We start from the raw sequence: 14,863 nt of genomic DNA, 5'->3' as shown, positions 1-14,863 counted from the left end.
GCCCGCACCGGTCAGGTGAGGGCCGTCAGTGGCATCGAGTCGCTGCTTAGTTGTGAGCGTGCAGCGCTGCGTTCAGTTCGATGGCCGATTTGTGGGTTTTGCACTCCACGGCACCGGTCTCGGAGTTGCGGCGGAACAGCAGGTCCGGTTGGCCGGCCAGCTCACGGGCCTTGACCACTTTGACCAGTTGGTTGGCCTCGTCCAGCAGCGCAACCTTGGTGCCGGCGGTGACGTACAGGCCCGACTCCACGGTGTTGCGGTCGCCCAGCGGGATACCGATACCGGCGTTGGCGCCGATCAGGCAGCCTTCGCCCACCTTGATCACGATGTTGCCGCCGCCCGACAGGGTGCCCATGGTGGAGCAACCGCCGCCCAGGTCGGAACCCTTGCCGACGAATACGCCAGCCGACACACGGCCTTCGATCATGCCCGGGCCTTCGGTGCCGGCGTTGAAGTTGACGAAACCTTCGTGCATCACGGTGGTGCCTTCACCCACGTAGGCGCCCAGGCGGATGCGCGCGGCATCAGCGATACGCACGCCGCTTGGCACTACGTAGTCGGTCATTTTCGGGAACTTGTCCACCGAGAACACTTCCAGCAGCTCGCCACGCAGGCGTGCTTCCAGTTGACGCTCGGCCAGCTCGGCGATGTCGATGGCGCCCTGGCTGGTCCAGGCCACGTTCGGCAGTTGCGGGAACACACCGGCCAGGCTCAGGCCGTGTGGCTTGACCAGGCGATGGGACAGCAAATGCAGCTTGAGGTAGGCCTCGGGGGTGGAGGTCAGCGCGGCGTCTTCGGCCAGCAGCGTGGCGACCAGCGGCGTGTGGCTTTCAGCCAGGCGGCTCAACAGCGCGGCTTGGGCGGCGTCGACACCCTTGAGCGCGTCAGCCAGTTGCAGGGCCTGGGTGACGGTGAAGGTGATCGCCTGGTTGCCTTCGGTGTAACCGAGGATTGGAGCGATGGCTGCGATGATTTCAGCCGATGGATTGAGCAGCGGTTGTGCGTAAAACACTTCCAGCCAAGCACCTTGGCGGTTCTGAGTGCCGACGCCGAAGCCCAGGCTGAACAGGGAATTGGACATGCTATTACCTCTACAAAAATGAAGTGGGCTGGCCTACTTGAGGGCCGCCGAATAACTATCTGGCTTGAAGCCAATCAGGGTTCTGTCACCGAGATCAAGCACCGGGCGCTTGATCATCGAGGGTTGTGCGAGCATCAATTCAATGGCTTTCGACTGATCGAGATCGGCTTTGCGTTCGTCTTCGAGTTTGCGAAAGGTGGTGCCCGCACGGTTCAAAACCACCTGCCAACCGTGCTCATTGCACCATTGGGTCAAGTGTTCGCGGTCGATACCGGCCGTTTTGTAGTCATGAAACTCATAGCTGACAGCGTGTTCATCGAGCCAGGTGCGCGCCTTTTTCATGGTGTCGCAGGCTTTGATGCCGAAAAGGTGCAACGTTTTGCTTGAAGCGGTCAAGGAATTGCCCCCCTTTGGGCTGACGGAGATGAAAGGTCACGGATTATGCCATGGCCAGCAGCTTTCGGCGCCGCTCGTCACAAACGTGTTTTGCCCACGTGCGACTTTTGTGCAAAGGCCATCGCGCAGCATAGGCGGCTAATATGGCACTTCAAAGGCGAGTTGTTGCCTGATGTGTGTTGTTGCAAGTTGATTGTCTGGGAATCCCGCTTTATGCAAACCGCCTACACCGTACTTATCCTGCTGATGCTGGTCAGCGTTTCGCGTCTGGTCGGGCGTGTTATCCCACTGCCGTTGCCGCTGGTGCAGATTGCCGCCGGCGCCTTGCTGGCGTGGCCGACCCTGGGGCTGCATGTGGCCCTGGACCCTGAGTTGTTTCTCTTCCTGTTTTTGCCGCCGCTGCTGTTCTCCGATGGCTGGCGTATGCCCAAGCGTGAACTGTGGCGCCTGCGCGGGCCGATCCTGACGCTGGCGGTGGGGCTGGTGTTGTTCACGGTAGTGGGCGCCGGTTACTTCATCCATTGGATATTGCCTACGATCCCGCTGCCGGTGGCCTTCGCCCTGGCGGCGGTATTGTCGCCGACGGATGCCGTGGCGGTGTCGGCGATTTCCCAGAATCGCTTGCCGACGCCGTTGATGCATATGCTCCAGGGCGAGGCGTTGATGAATGACGCGTCGGGTTTGGTGACGTTCAAGTTCGCCCTGGCGGCGGCGCTGACCGGGGTGTTTTCCCTGGCGGATGCCAGCCTGACCTTTGTGCTCGTTGCGGTCGGTGGCCTGGCCATTGGTGTGGCCTTGAGCTGGCTGGTGGGCCGCCTGCGGTCCTGGATGATCGCCCGCGGCTGGGATGACCCGGCGACGCACGTGGTGTTCATGTTGTTGCTGCCGTTTGCCGCCTACGTGCTGGCGGAACGCCTAGGCGCATCGGGGATCTTGTCAGCGGTGGCCGCGGGGATGATGCAAAGCTGGCTGGACCTGCTGCCGCGCCAGACCAGCACCCGGCTGCTCAATCGCAGCGTGTGGTCGCTGCTGGAGTTCGCCTTCAACGGGTTGATCTTCCTGCTGCTGGGCCTGCAATTGCCCGACATCATCAAGGCCGTAGTCAGCCATGAGCCAACACTGTGGCCGACGTTGCTGTACCGCTGCCTGGACGTGATCGCGATTTTCCTGGTGCTGGTGGTATTGCGGTTTATCTGGGTGCAGAGCATCTGGCGCCTGTCAGGTTTACTGCGCCGTCTGCGTGGCAAAAGTGAGCTGACGCTGGTGCCCACAGCCCGTTCCTGCTGGTTGTTGACCGTGGGCGGGGTGCGGGGTGCGGTGACGTTGGCGGGTGTGATGTCGGTGCCGTTGCTGTTGGCGCCCGGTGAGGCGTTCCCGGAGCGTGATCTGCTGATCTTTATTGCCGCGGGTGTGATTTTGCTGTCTCTGGTCGCTGCCTGCATTGCCTTGCCGCTTCTGCTGCGGGGAATCGAAAAGAGCCCGGACGACAGGCGCCGCAGCGAGGTGCGTGACGCCTGGAAGAAAACCGCTGAAGCGGCGATCCATGCCCTGGAAGCCGAAGAACCTGCTGAAGCGGCACCCCAGGATGCCGCCCAGGCAGCCTTGGCCACTGAGCTCAAGGCGCGGTTGATGTCGGAATATCGTCATCAGCTGGAAGTGTTCAACGACTCGGCGGAAGCCCAGGCATTGGCGTTTCAGATGGATCAACTGGAGCGCAAGTTACGGCTCAAGGCCCTGAGGGCGCAGCGCTTGGAGTTGTATAGCCTGAGTCGTCACCACCAGATTGGTGATGACGTGCTGCGGGAGGTGTTGGCGGATCTGGATATGAGTGAGGCGAACCTGGGTCACGTCAAATAACACCGCGGTGCTTACTTGTGGCGAGGGAGCTTGCTCCCGCTGGGTGACGAAGTCGCCCCAACGCTGGCGACTTCATTCATGCAGGGAAACAGCGTCAGCCGGTTTACGACTGCTGCGCAGCCGAGCGGGAGCAAGCACCCTCGCCACATTCAGAGCAGTTATTTATTGCGGGTGATGAAGTCGCGAATCCGCTCGGCTGCTTCCACGCACTCGGCCAGCGGCGCAACCAGCGCCAGGCGCACACGCCCGGCGCCCGGGTTGACGCCATCGACTTCCCGGGACAGGTACGAACCCGGCACCACGGTCACGTGTTCTTGCACGAACAGGTCGCGGCAGAAGGCGGCGTCATCACCTTTGATATTCGGCCACAGGTAGAAACCGCCGTCGGGGTTTTGCACGTCCAGCACCGGCTTCAGGATCGCCAGCACGGCATCGAACTTTTCCCGGTACAGGTCACGGTTGGCCTGCACGTGGGCTTCGTCCTGCCAGGCGGCAATGCTCGCCAGCTGGGTTTGCACCGGCATCGCGCAGCCGTGGTAGGTGCGGTACAGCAGGAAGCCCTTGAGGATATCCGCATCACCGGCCACAAAACCCGAACGCAGGCCCGGCAGGTTGGAGCGCTTGGACAGGCTGTGGAACACCACGCAGCGCTTGAAGTCCTGGCGGCCCAGTTCCACGCAGGCGCTGAGCAGGCCCGGCGGCGGGGTTTGTTCGTCGAAGTACAGCTCGCTGTAGCACTCATCGGCGGCGATCACGAAGTCGTATTCGTCGGCCAGGGCGATCAGCTTTTTCAGGGTGTCGACGGGAATCAGTGCGCCGGTCGGGTTGCCAGGGGAGCACAGGAACAGGATCTGGCAGCGTTTCCAGATGTCTGGCGAGACTGCGTCGAAATCCGGGTTGAAGCCGTTTTCATCCAGGCACGGCAGGTAATGCGGCTTGGCGCCGGCAAGAAAGGCCGCGCCTTCGTAGATTTGGTAGAACGGGTTCGGGCTGACCACCAGTGCGTCGTCACCACGGTTGACCACGGTCTGGGTGAAGGCGAACAGCGCTTCACGGGTGCCGTTCACCGGCAGGATATTGCGCGCCGGGTCGAGCCAGCCCTTGGGCACGCTGAAGCGGCGTTCGCACCAGGTGCCAATGGCCTCGCGCAGGGCCGGGATGCCCAGGGTGGTCGGGTACACCGCCATCTGGTCCAGGTTGTTGGCCAGCGCATCGGCGACGAACTGCGGGGATTTGTGCTTCGGCTCGCCGATGGAGAGGGCGATCGGGCGTTTGTCCGGGTTCGGCGTGACGCTGCCCAGCAGGACGCGCAGTTTTTCGAACGGGTAAGGCTGCAGCTGGTTCAGAGCGTTGTTCATGAGGGCCTCTATCACGGGGCTCCCTGTAGGAGCTGTCTTGCCAGCGATGCAGGCACCGCGGTGTATCAGGTACGCCGAGGTGATGCCATCGCAGGCAAGCCAGCTCCTACAGGAACCGCATTTATACAGTTAAAAATCAAATCGTCAGTCTGGACATCTCGACGCCGGTCTCCTGGTTGACGCTCAACTGCTGGACGATGGCTTCCTGCAAGCGTCGGCACAGTTCAGGGTCGGAAAGCGGCTGGTTGTCGGCATCGGTAATAAAGAACACGTCTTCCACCCGTTCGCCCAGGGTCGCGATCTTGGCGTTCTGCAACGACAGGTCGAATTCCAGGAAGATCGTGCCGATCCGCGCCAACAGGCCCGGGCGGTCCGGCGCGCTGAGCTCCAGTACGGTCACCGGGCGCTGGGCGTCGTTGTGGATCGTCACCTCGGGGGCGAATGCAAAGTGTTTGAGCTGGCGCGGCACCCGGCGCTGGATGATGGTCGGGTAGTCGTCGGGGTTGCGCAGGGCGTCGGTGAGGCCTTTGCGGATCTTTTTCACGCGCTCCGGGTTGTCACCGATGGACTCGCCTTCCGTGTCGAGCACGATGTAGGTGTCGAGGGTGAACTGGCTGCTGGAGGTGATGACCCGGGCGTCGTGAATGTTCAGGTTGAGCTGGTCCATCGCGGCCACGGTCACGGCGAAGAAGTCGTGCTGGTCGGGTGCGTAGATGAAGATCTGCGTGCCGCCCTCGAACTCGCGCTGGGTGGTTTCCTTGATCAGCACCAGCGGCCCGCCATCGGCCGGCTGCTGCAGGATCGCGTCGCTGTGCCAGGCCACGTCGCCGGCGGTGTGGCGCAGGAAGTAGTCGTCCCCCAGTTGCGACCAGAGTTGCTCGACGTCGTCCGGGTCGTTGCCGCCACGCACCAGGATATCCAGGGCTGCGCTTTGGGTGCGACGGATCTGCTCCTCGCGGTCCACCGGGTTCTCCAGGCCGCGACGCAAGGCACGCTTGGTCTCGGTGTAGAGCTGGCGCAACAGGCTGGCGCGCCAGGAGTTCCACAGCGTCGGGTTGGTGGCGTTGATGTCGGACACCGTGAGCACGTACAGGTAGTCGAGACGGGTTTCGTCGCCGACGGCCTGGGCGAAATCATGGATCACCTGCGGGTCGGACAAGTCCTTGCGCTGGGCGGTGGTGGACATCACCAGGTGGTTTTGCACCAGCCATACGATCAGGCGGCTGTCCCACAGCGGCAACTGGTGACGCTGGCAGAACGCTTCGGCATCCACGGCGCCAATTTCCGAGTGATCGCCGTGACGGCCCTTGCCGATGTCGTGGTACAGGCCGGCGAGGTAGATCAATTCAGGCTTGGGCAAGCGCGCCATGAGCTTGCTGGCCAGCGGGAATTTCTCTGACACCTGGGTGTACTGCAACTTACGCAGGTGTTTGATCAGGTTCAGGGTGTGGGCGTCCACGGTATAGATGTGGAACAGGTCGTGTTGCATCTGCCCGACGATAAAGCCGAACTCCGGCAGGTAACGCCCCAGGATCCCGTAACGGTTCATACGCCGCAGGTTGCGGTGGATACCGATCTTGCACTTGAACAGTTCGATAAACAGGCTGGTGTTGCGGATGTCGTGGCGGAAATCGTCGTCGATCAGGTGGCGGTTTTCCCGCAGCAGGCGAATGGTGTCGGCGCGCACACCCTTGATTTCCGGCTGTTGGGCCATCAGCACGAAGATTTCCAGCATGGCGAACGGCGTGCGTTTGAACACGTTGTCGTTGCGGGCTTCGATGTAGCCATCGTGCAACTGGAAGCGCGAGTTGATCGGCTGCGGCGGTGCTTCGTCTTCCGGGGCCAGGATCACTTCTTCGAAGTGCTGGATGATCAGGTCGCTGAGCTGGGCAATGCTCATCACCACCCGGTAATACTGCTGCATGAAGCTTTCGATGCTGGTCTTCGCGTCTTCACCTTCAAACCCCAGCAAGGTCGCGATGGAGCGCTGGTGATCGAACAGCAGGCGGTCTTCGGAGCGGCCGGCCAGCATGTGCAGCGCGTAGCGCACTTTCCAGAGGAATTCCTGGGAGGAGGCCAGCAGGGCGTTTTCGCTCTCTACCAGAAAGCCTTCCCCGGCCAGGGCCCGCAGGTTCAGGGTGCCGTACTGGCGACGGGCAACCCACAGGATCGTCTGGATATCCCGCAGGCCGCCCGGGGAACCTTTGACGTTGGGTTCCAGGTTGTATTCGGTGTCGTTGTACTTGTGGTGCCGGGCCTTCTGCTCGGCGCGCTTGGCCAGGAAGAACTCCTTGCTCGGCCACATGTGCGCGGTGCTGGTGACTTCCAGCATGCGCTGGCGCAGGTGCTCGGGGCCGGCGATGGTGCGGCTTTCCATCAGGTTGGTGATCACCGTCAGGTCGGCGCGGGCTTCCTGGGCGCATTCGTCCACCGAGCGCACGCTTTGGCCGACCTCCAGGCCGATGTCCCACAGCAGCGTCAGAAAACGCTCGATGGAGTCGCGAAAGATCTCGTGGTCGGCGCTGTCCAGCAAAATCAGCAGGTCGATGTCGGAGTAGGGGTGCAGTTCGCCCCGGCCATAGCCGCCGACGGCCACCAGGGCGATATCGGCGTCTTCGCTCCAGCTGAACTGTTCCCAGGCCTTTTGCAGGATGTTGTCGACGAACCAGGCGCGGTCCTCGATCAGCCGGCGAATGTCCCGGCCAGTGCGAAAGCGCTCGTCGAGCACCTCGCGGGCCTGACGGATGGCCTTCTTGAAGGCGGCGATGGGGCTTGCCTTCAGCGCCAGCTCCGCCTGGAACTGGCCGCGGTCAAACAGTTCGGGATCCACCTGGGGCATCGATCGGTTTTCCTATCTATCTATGGGGCACAGCGTTGCTAATCAGAAAACCGGTGCAAACATTACGCCGAAACGCGAGGAATCGTGTCATCGGCGCGCAGGGTGAAGATCTCGTAGCCGGTGTCGGTCACCAGCAGGGTGTGTTCCCACTGGGCTGAGAGCTTGCGGTCCTTGGTGATGGCGGTCCAGCCGTCGCCCAGCACCTTGGTGTCGGCCTTGCCCTGGTTGATCATCGGCTCGATGGTGAAGGTCATGCCTGCCTTGAGCTCCATGCCGGTGCCGGCGCGGCCGTAGTGCAGGATCTGTGGCTCTTCATGGAACACCTTGCCGATGCCGTGGCCGCAGAACTCACGGACCACCGAGAAGCCGTTCTTTTCGGCGTGCTTCTGGATGATTTCACCGATGTCGCCCAGGCGGCAGCCGGGCTTGACGATTTCGATGGCCTTGTACATGCATTCCTGGGTCACTTGCGACAGGCGCTCAGCCCACACTGGCACGGTGCCGACGTGGAACATGCGGCTGGTGTCGCCGTGGTAGCCGTCCTTGATCACAGTAACGTCGATGTTCAGGGTGTCACCGTCTTTCAGGGGCTTGTCGCCGGGAATCCCGTGGCACACCACGTGGTTGATCGAGGTGCAGATCGACTTGGGGAAGCCCTTGTAGTTCAGTGGCGCCGGGATGGCTTTTTGCACATCGACAATATAGTCGTGGCAGATGCGGTCCAGCGCTTCGGTGGTGACGCCGGGCTTGACGTGTTCGGCAATCATTTCCAGCACGTCGGCAGCCAGTTTGCCGGCAACGCGCATGCCAGCGATGTCTTCGGCGGTTTTGAGGGTGACGGTCATACAGGCTCTCTCTAGCGCGACGCGCTGAAATCAATACGGTTTACGGGTGTGCGACAAAAGGTTGCAGAATTCGCACAAGCCCAAAAAACGCGATTCTAGCAGACGCAGGGGTGAAACCATGAGCGTCTGGCGATCGCTTCTGTCTATAAGGATGGGGGCATTCTGGCTTTATTCAAAGGCTTAGGCAAAAGCGACAGGCGGCAAATGTGATTGCGGGTTTCGTTTTTGCAAGCTGTGTGGTATAAAATGCGCCGCTTTCCGGGGATACCCCGCAAAGCTTAAATCCACACACGTGTCGACACGATGACCTGGGTGCCGGAGGCGAATGCCGCTGGTTGGTCATTGGGATACGTGGAGGCCAAACCCGACTTATTAAGGAACTATCATGTCCCAAGTCAACATGCGCGATATGCTGAAGGCCGGTGTGCACTTCGGTCACCAGACCCGTTACTGGAACCCGAAAATGGGTAAATACATTTTCGGCGCGCGTAACAAGATCCACATCATCAACCTTGAAAAAACCCTGCCAATGTTCAACGAAGCTCTGACTTTCGTAGAGCGTCTGGCCCAGGGCAAAAACAAGATTCTGTTCGTCGGCACCAAGCGTTCCGCTGGCAAGATCGTTGCTGAAGAAGCAGCACGTTGCGGTTCGCCGTACGTCGATCACCGCTGGTTGGGCGGCATGCTGACCAACTTCAAAACCATCCGTGCTTCCATCAAGCGTCTGCGTGACCTTGAAGTGCAAGCCGAAGACGGTACTTTCGCCAAGCTGACCAAGAAAGAGGCGCTGATGCGCACTCGCGACCTGGAAAAGCTCGATCGTTCCCTGGGTGGTATCAAGGACATGGGCGGTCTGCCTGACGCACTGTTCGTTATCGACGTTGATCACGAGCGCATCGCGATCACCGAAGCCAACAAGCTGGGCATCCCGGTTATCGGCGTAGTCGATACCAACAGCAGCCCGGAAGGCGTTGACTACATCATCCCAGGCAACGATGACGCAATCCGCGCTATCCAGCTGTACATGGGTTCGATGGCTGACGCTGTAATCCGTGGCCGCAACCACGTTGCTGGCGGCACCGAGCAGTTCGTTGAAGAAGCTCCGGTAGCAGCAGCTGAGTAACTGACGCCTTGGCGTTGACTCAGTAAGCAAAAAGGGGGCTTGGCCCCCTTTTTGCCACCTCGAAAACCATTTGTCTGCAGCGCAGCTACAACATCTGTAACGTGCAGCGGCCTACAAGGGTGGTTCGGGAAGAATTGATCGCCCGTTCAATCGGGTGGAATGGTTGAAAACCTATCCAAGAGGATTTTGAAAATGGCAGAGATTACTGCAGCGTTGGTTAAAGAACTGCGTGAGCGTACCGGCGAAGGCATGATGGATTGCAAAAAGGCCTTGACCAAGGCCGGCGGCGACATCGAAAAAGCCATTGATGACATGCGTGCTTCGGGCGCCATCAAGGCTGCCAAGAAAGCAGGCAACGTTGCTGCTGAAGGCGCTATCGCTCTTAAAGAAGACGGTAAGACCGCCGTTCTGCTGGAAGTGAACTCGCAGACCGACTTCCTGGCTCTGCAGGACGACTTCAAGGCATTTGTTGCTGCAAGCGTTGAAAAAGCGTTCGCTGACAAGCTGACTGACGTCGCTCCGCTGATCGAAGCTCAAGAAGCTGCTCGCCTGGTACTGGTCGGCAAGGTTGGCGAAAACGTCAACATCCGTCGCCTGGCTCGCGTTGAAGGTGATGTTGTCGGTGGTTACCTGCACGGTAACAAGATCGGCGTTGTGGTTGCCCTTAAAGGCGGCAACGTTGAACTGGCCAAAGACATCGCTATGCACGTAGCGGCCAGCAACCCTGAATTCCTGCTGCCATCGGAAGTGTCCGCTGAAGCAATCGAACGCGAAAAAGCCGTGTTCCTGAGCCTCAACGCTGACAAAATCGCCGGCAAGCCGGAAAACATCGTTGAAAACATGATCAAGGGCCGTATCAGCAAGTTCCTGGCTGAGGCTTCCCTGGTTGAGCAGGCGTTCGTCAAGAACCCTGAAATCAAGGTTGGCGAGCTGGCCAAGAAAGCCGGTGCTGAAATCGTTTCCTTCACCTACTACAAAGTAGGCGACGGTATCGAGAAGCCGGTCGACAACTTTGCTGAAGAAGTTGCCGCCCAGCTGGCTGCCGCCAAGCAGTAAGACAGTTTTCAACTGTCGCCCAAAAGAGGCTGCCCGCTTACGCGCGCAGCCTCTTTTCAAATGGGGTGATCAATTTTTATTGGTTTCCCTTTGGAACTGGCTTACAAAGCCGTGTTCCGATGGCGCTGTGACAGCGTCAAGCTAGAGTGAACGCAGGCCGTAAACGGCTTGCCAAGAATTTTCAAAAATACGCCGCAGGAGAGATTCGCAATGGCTCAGCAGGGCAGTGGTCATCAGGCTCGCTATAAACGCATTCTACTCAAGCTTAGCGGCGAGGCCCTGATGGGGTCGGAAGAGTTTGGGATTGATCCCAAAGTACTCGACCGCATGGCACTGGAAGTCGGCCAACTGGTCGGTATCGGTGTTCAGGTCGGTCTGGTGATCGGCGGCGGCAACCTGTTCCGTGGTGCGGCACTGAGCGCCGCTGGCATGGATCGGGTGACAGGCGATCACATGGGCATGCTGGCCACTGTGATGAACGCCCTGGCCATGCGTGACGCCCTGGAGCGCGCCAATATCACCGCGATCGTGATGTCGGCTATTTCCATGGTTGGCGTAACCGATCACTATGATCGTCGCAAAGCCATGCGTCATCTGGATGCCAAGGAGGTAGTGATTTTTGCTGCCGGTACCGGTAATCCGTTCTTCACCACCGATTCGGCTGCGTGCCTGCGTGGTATCGAGATCAACGCGGACGTGGTGCTCAAAGCCACCAAGGTTGACGGTGTTTACACTGCAGACCCATTCAAAGACCCGCATGCCGAGAAGTTCGATCATCTGACTTATGATGAAGTACTGGATCGCAAGCTGGGCGTGATGGACCTGACGGCAATTTGCTTGTGCCGCGACCACAAGATGCCGTTGCGCGTATTTAACATGAACAAGCCCGGCGCCCTGCTGAACATCGTACACGGCGGCGCGGAAGGGACTCTGATCGAGGAAATCGAACAATGATCAACGAAATCAAAAAAGACGCTCAAGAGCGCATGCACAAATCCCTGGAGTCTCTGAACCATGCATTTGGCCAGATTCGTACCGGCAAGGCGCACCCAAGCATTCTGGGCAGTGTGATGGTGCCGTACTACGGCACTGATACCTCCATCACCCAAGTGGCCAACATCACTGTAAAAGACTCCCGTACCCTCCAGGTCGTGGCGTTCGAGCGCAACATGCTCGGCGCTGTCGACAAGGCCATCCAGAGCGCCGGCTTGAACCTCAATCCGACCAACCTGGGCGAATTGCTGCTGATCTCCATGCCGGCCCTGACCGAGGAAACCCGCAAGGGCTTCACCAAGCAGGCCCGCAGCGCCGCTGAAGATGCACGTGTTGCAGTGCGCAACATCCGTCGTGATGCCTTGGGTGACCTGAAGAAACTGGTCAAGGACAAGGAAATCAGCGAAGACGAAGAGCGCCGTGCCGTTGCTGATATCGACAAGCTGACGAAAGACGCCGAGGCCCAGATCACCAAGGCCACGGAAGATAAAGAAAAGGACCTGATGGCCGTATAAAGGGTCAGGACGCCTTCATGGAAAAGACCAAGCAGACTGTGCCCTCCGTGGTGCCGCGCCATGTCGCGATCATCATGGATGGGAATAATCGCTGGGCGAAGAAGCGCTTTATGCCGGGTGTTGCCGGGCATAAAGCGGGTGTCGATGCTGTGCGTGCCGTGATCGAGGTGTGTGCCGAGGCCAAGGTCGAAGTGTTGACCTTGTTCGCGTTCTCCAGTGAAAACTGGCAGCGCCCGGCCGAGGAGGTCAGTGCCTTGATGGACCTGTTCTTCAAGGCCCTGCGTCGTGAGGCCAAGCGCCTGAACGAGAACAACATCAGCCTGCGCATCATCGGCGACCGCTCGCGGTTCCATCCAGAGTTGCAGGCGGCGATGCGCGAAGCCGAGGCAATCACTGCCGGCAGTGACCGTTTTGTGCTGCAGATTGCAGCCAACTACGGCGGCCAGTGGGATATCGCCCAGGCTGCGCAGCGTCTGGCGCGCGAAGTGCAGGCCGGCCATTTGCGTCCGGAAGACATCACGCCCGAACTGTTGCAAACCTGTCTGGTGACCGGCGACCTGCCGCTGCCCGATCTGTGCATTCGTACCGGTGGCGACCACCGCATCAGCAACTTCCTGTTGTGGCAGTTGGCCTATACCGAATTGTACTTCTCCGACCTGTTCTGGCCGGACTTCAAACACGATGCCATGCGCAACGCGCTGGCCGATTTCGCTTCCCGTCAGCGTCGCTTCGGTAAAACGAGCGAGCAGATCGAAGCTGGAGCCCGGGTTTAATGCTTAAACAACGAATCATCACGGCGCTGATCCTGCTGCCTATTGCCCTGTGCGGGTTTTTCCTGCTTGAAGGGGCGAATTTCGCGCTGTTCATCGGCCTGGTTGTGACGCTGGGTGCATGGGAGTGGGCGCGCCTGGCGGGTTTCGCCGCGCAGTTGCCTCGTGTGGTATACGCCGCTGTCGTGGCGCTGTTGATGTTCCTGATGTACATCCTGCCGGGCGTGGCACCTTGGGTGCTGGGTGCGGCGGTGTTGTGGTGGGCGTTGGCGACGTATCTGGTGCTGACCTATCCAGGCACCAGCAGTCACTGGTCCAGTGTCGCCTGCAAGCTGGTGATCGGCCTTTTGATTCTGCTGCCTGCCTGGCAAGGCCTGGTCTACATCAAGCACATGCAGTTGGGTAACTGGCTGATCATGGCGGTGATGGTGCTGGTGTGGGGCGCCGATATCGGTGCCTACTTCTCCGGCCGTGCTTTCGGCAAGCGCAAGCTGGCGCCGGCTGTCAGCCCGGGCAAAAGCTGGGAAGGCGTGTATGGCGGCCTGGCATTGACCCTGGTGATTACGATTGTGGTCGGTGTGGTGCGCGGCTGGACCGTCAAGGAAATGCTCCTGGCCCTGGTGGGTGCGGCGGTGGTCGTGTTCATCTCGGTGGTCGGTGACCTCACCGAAAGCATGTTCAAGCGTCAGGCCGGGATCAAGGACAGCAGTAACCTGCTGCCGGGTCACGGTGGTGTGCTTGACCGTATCGACAGCCTGACGGCTGCGATCCCGATTTTTGCCGTTCTGTTGTGGATGGCTGCCTCGTGAGCCGCCTGCAACAGGTCACCGTGCTGGGGGCTACCGGCTCGGTGGGGCTCAGCACACTCGATGTGATTGCTCGTCATCCCGAGCGTTATCAAGTATTCGCATTGACCGGCTTCAGTCGCCTGAGCGAGCTGTTGGCGCTGTGTGTGCGGCACACGCCGCAATACGCAGTCGTGCCGGAAGCGGCAGCTGCGCGTGGTTTGCAGGATGACCTGCGCGCCGCGGGCCTGGCGACCCGGGTGTTGGTGGGGGAGGAGGGGTTGTGCCAGGTTTCGGCTGATCCTGATGTCGACACCGTGGTCGCCGCGATTGTCGGCGCTGCCGGTTTGCGTCCGACCCTGGCCGCCGTTGATGCAGGCAAGAAGATTCTGCTGGCCAATAAAGAAGCCCTGGTGATGTCCGGCGCGCTCTTTATGCAGGCCGTGCGCAAGAGCGGCGCCGTGCTGTTGCCGCTGGACAGCGAACACAACGCGATTTTCCAGTGCATGCCCGCTGACTTCGCCCGTGGGCTGAGCCAGGTGGGTGTGCGTCGGATTCTGCTGACAGCCTCTGGCGGCCCGTTCCGGCAGACGCCGCTGGCCGAGCTGGAGCATGTTTCCCCTGACCAGGCCTGTGCTCATCCGAACTGGTCCATGGGGCGCAAGATCTCGGTGGACTCGGCAAGCATGATGAACAAGGGCCTGGAGTTGATCGAGGCCTGCTGGCTGTTCGACGCTCGGCCGGATCAGGTCGAGGTGGTGATTCACCCGCAAAGTGTGATTCATTCCCTGGTGGATTACGTGGACGGTTCGGTATTGGCCCAGTTGGGCAACCCGGACATGCGCACGCCGATCGCCAATGCACTGGCCTGGCCGGAGCGCATTGACTCGGGTGTTGCACCCCTGGATCTGTTTGCCATTGCCCGCCTGGATTTCGAAGCGCCTGACGAGCAGCGCTTCCCTTGCCTGCGTCTTGCGCGGCAAGCTGCGGATGCGGGTAATAGTGCACCGGCGATGCTGAATGCGGCCAACGAAGTGGCCGTGGCGGCGTTTCTTGATCGGCGCGTCCGCTTTCCGCAGATCGCGAGTATCATCGAGGACGTTTTAAACGTTGAGCCCGTCGTCGCCGTGAATGACCTTGGCGCGGTGTTCGAGGCGGATGCCAAGGCCCGGGCCTTGGCCGAGCAATGGTTGAACCGCAATACGCGTTAGCCTTTTGGCGTGTTTGAGCCTTCAGGCACTGGAT

13 protein-coding genes are annotated in these 14,863 nt (G+C 60.2%); 8 read left to right on the top strand and 5 right to left on the bottom strand.

Annotated features, from left to right (window positions below):
* Nucleotides 1–46: 46 nt before the first annotated feature.
* The gene (dapD, locus tag M2400_RS21430) at nucleotides 47–1,081 is read right to left on the bottom strand and encodes a 2,3,4,5-tetrahydropyridine-2,6-dicarboxylate N-succinyltransferase (RefSeq protein WP_010176763.1); all 1,035 of its coding nucleotides are present in this window, start codon (nucleotides 1,079–1,081) and stop codon (nucleotides 47–49) included.
* Between the two features lie 33 nt (nucleotides 1,082–1,114).
* On the bottom strand, nucleotides 1,115–1,477 hold the full coding sequence (locus M2400_RS21425) for an ArsC family reductase (RefSeq protein WP_053137275.1): 363 nt from the start codon (nucleotides 1,475–1,477) through the stop codon (nucleotides 1,115–1,117).
* Between the two features lie 213 nt (nucleotides 1,478–1,690).
* Between M2400_RS21425 and M2400_RS21420 the strand changes: the two genes are divergently transcribed.
* On the top strand, nucleotides 1,691–3,334 hold the full coding sequence (locus tag M2400_RS21420) for a Na+/H+ antiporter (protein WP_177042006.1): 1,644 nt from the start codon (nucleotides 1,691–1,693) through the stop codon (nucleotides 3,332–3,334).
* Nucleotides 3,335–3,492: 158 nt separating this feature from the next.
* Here M2400_RS21420 and dapC read toward each other — a convergent pair whose 3' ends face one another.
* From dapC to map, 3 genes are all read right to left on the bottom strand, one after another.
* Nucleotides 3,493–4,692 (bottom strand): succinyldiaminopimelate transaminase, encoded by a 1,200-nt coding sequence (gene dapC, locus M2400_RS21415; RefSeq protein ID WP_259198721.1) that lies wholly within the window; start codon nucleotides 4,690–4,692, stop codon nucleotides 3,493–3,495.
* Nucleotides 4,693–4,828: 136 nt separating this feature from the next.
* The gene (locus M2400_RS21410) at nucleotides 4,829–7,531 is read right to left on the bottom strand and encodes a [protein-PII] uridylyltransferase (RefSeq protein WP_177042009.1); all 2,703 of its coding nucleotides are present in this window, start codon (nucleotides 7,529–7,531) and stop codon (nucleotides 4,829–4,831) included.
* A gap of 62 nt (nucleotides 7,532–7,593) precedes the next feature.
* The gene (gene map, locus M2400_RS21405) at nucleotides 7,594–8,376 is read right to left on the bottom strand and encodes a type I methionyl aminopeptidase (RefSeq protein WP_003219332.1); all 783 of its coding nucleotides are present in this window, start codon (nucleotides 8,374–8,376) and stop codon (nucleotides 7,594–7,596) included.
* A gap of 385 nt (nucleotides 8,377–8,761) precedes the next feature.
* On the opposite strand from map, the gene rpsB reads away from it, so the two are divergent.
* The 7 genes from rpsB (at nucleotide 8,762) to ispC (ending at nucleotide 14,829) form a co-directional block, all read left to right on the top strand.
* Entirely contained in the window at nucleotides 8,762–9,499 is a 738-nt protein-coding gene (rpsB, locus tag M2400_RS21400; protein ID WP_003219330.1) for a 30S ribosomal protein S2, read from the top strand.
* A 192-nt stretch (nucleotides 9,500–9,691) separates the two neighbouring features.
* A complete protein-coding gene (gene tsf / locus M2400_RS21395) occupies nucleotides 9,692–10,555 on the top strand; it encodes a translation elongation factor Ts (RefSeq protein ID WP_088423000.1) in 864 nt (287 codons plus the stop codon).
* 210 nt (nucleotides 10,556–10,765) lie between these two features.
* Entirely contained in the window at nucleotides 10,766–11,509 is a 744-nt protein-coding gene (gene pyrH / locus M2400_RS21390; protein WP_003219327.1) for a UMP kinase, read from the top strand.
* Complete coding sequence (gene frr, locus M2400_RS21385) at nucleotides 11,506–12,063, top strand: ribosome recycling factor (protein WP_177042011.1); 558 nt, start codon at nucleotides 11,506–11,508, stop codon at nucleotides 12,061–12,063. Before pyrH ends, frr begins: the two co-directional genes overlap by 4 nt.
* A 17-nt stretch (nucleotides 12,064–12,080) precedes the next feature.
* On the top strand, nucleotides 12,081–12,836 hold the full coding sequence (gene uppS / locus M2400_RS21380; RefSeq protein WP_177042013.1) for a polyprenyl diphosphate synthase: 756 nt from the start codon (nucleotides 12,081–12,083) through the stop codon (nucleotides 12,834–12,836).
* Nucleotides 12,836–13,642: a phosphatidate cytidylyltransferase gene (locus M2400_RS21375; RefSeq protein WP_177042014.1), complete on the top strand. Its 807-nt coding sequence runs from the start codon at nucleotides 12,836–12,838 to the stop codon at nucleotides 13,640–13,642. The genes uppS and M2400_RS21375 overlap by 1 nt, the downstream gene beginning before the upstream one ends.
* Nucleotides 13,639–14,829, top strand: coding sequence for a 1-deoxy-D-xylulose-5-phosphate reductoisomerase (gene ispC, locus M2400_RS21370; protein ID WP_177121143.1), 1,191 nt, complete (start codon nucleotides 13,639–13,641; stop codon nucleotides 14,827–14,829). The genes M2400_RS21375 and ispC overlap by 4 nt, the downstream gene beginning before the upstream one ends.
* The last annotated feature ends 34 nt before the right edge of the window (nucleotides 14,830–14,863 follow it).

The organism is Pseudomonas sp. BIGb0558 (genome assembly GCF_024807515.1).
Lineage (GTDB): Bacteria > Pseudomonadota > Gammaproteobacteria > Pseudomonadales > Pseudomonadaceae > Aquipseudomonas > Aquipseudomonas yamanorum_A.
This window is presented reverse-complemented; position numbering and strand designations above follow the sequence as displayed.

Coding starts and splice junctions, on each gene's coding strand:
- dapD (WP_010176763.1), bottom strand. CDS start 1,081: ATGTCCAATTCCCTGTTCAGCCTGGGCTTCGGCGTCGGCACTCAGAAC.
- M2400_RS21410 (WP_177042009.1), bottom strand. CDS start 7,531: ATGCCCCAGGTGGATCCCGAACTGTTTGACCGCGGCCAGTTCCAGGCG.
- tsf (WP_088423000.1), top strand. CDS start 9,692: ATGGCAGAGATTACTGCAGCGTTGGTTAAAGAACTGCGTGAGCGTACC.
- uppS (WP_177042013.1), top strand. CDS start 12,081: ATGGAAAAGACCAAGCAGACTGTGCCCTCCGTGGTGCCGCGCCATGTC.
- map (WP_003219332.1), bottom strand. CDS start 8,376: ATGACCGTCACCCTCAAAACCGCCGAAGACATCGCTGGCATGCGCGTT.
- dapC (WP_259198721.1), bottom strand. CDS start 4,692: ATGAACAACGCTCTGAACCAGCTGCAGCCTTACCCGTTCGAAAAACTG.
- rpsB (WP_003219330.1), top strand. CDS start 8,762: ATGTCCCAAGTCAACATGCGCGATATGCTGAAGGCCGGTGTGCACTTC.
- frr (WP_177042011.1), top strand. CDS start 11,506: ATGATCAACGAAATCAAAAAAGACGCTCAAGAGCGCATGCACAAATCC.
- M2400_RS21375 (WP_177042014.1), top strand. CDS start 12,836: ATGCTTAAACAACGAATCATCACGGCGCTGATCCTGCTGCCTATTGCC.
- pyrH (WP_003219327.1), top strand. CDS start 10,766: ATGGCTCAGCAGGGCAGTGGTCATCAGGCTCGCTATAAACGCATTCTA.
- M2400_RS21420 (WP_177042006.1), top strand. CDS start 1,691: ATGCAAACCGCCTACACCGTACTTATCCTGCTGATGCTGGTCAGCGTT.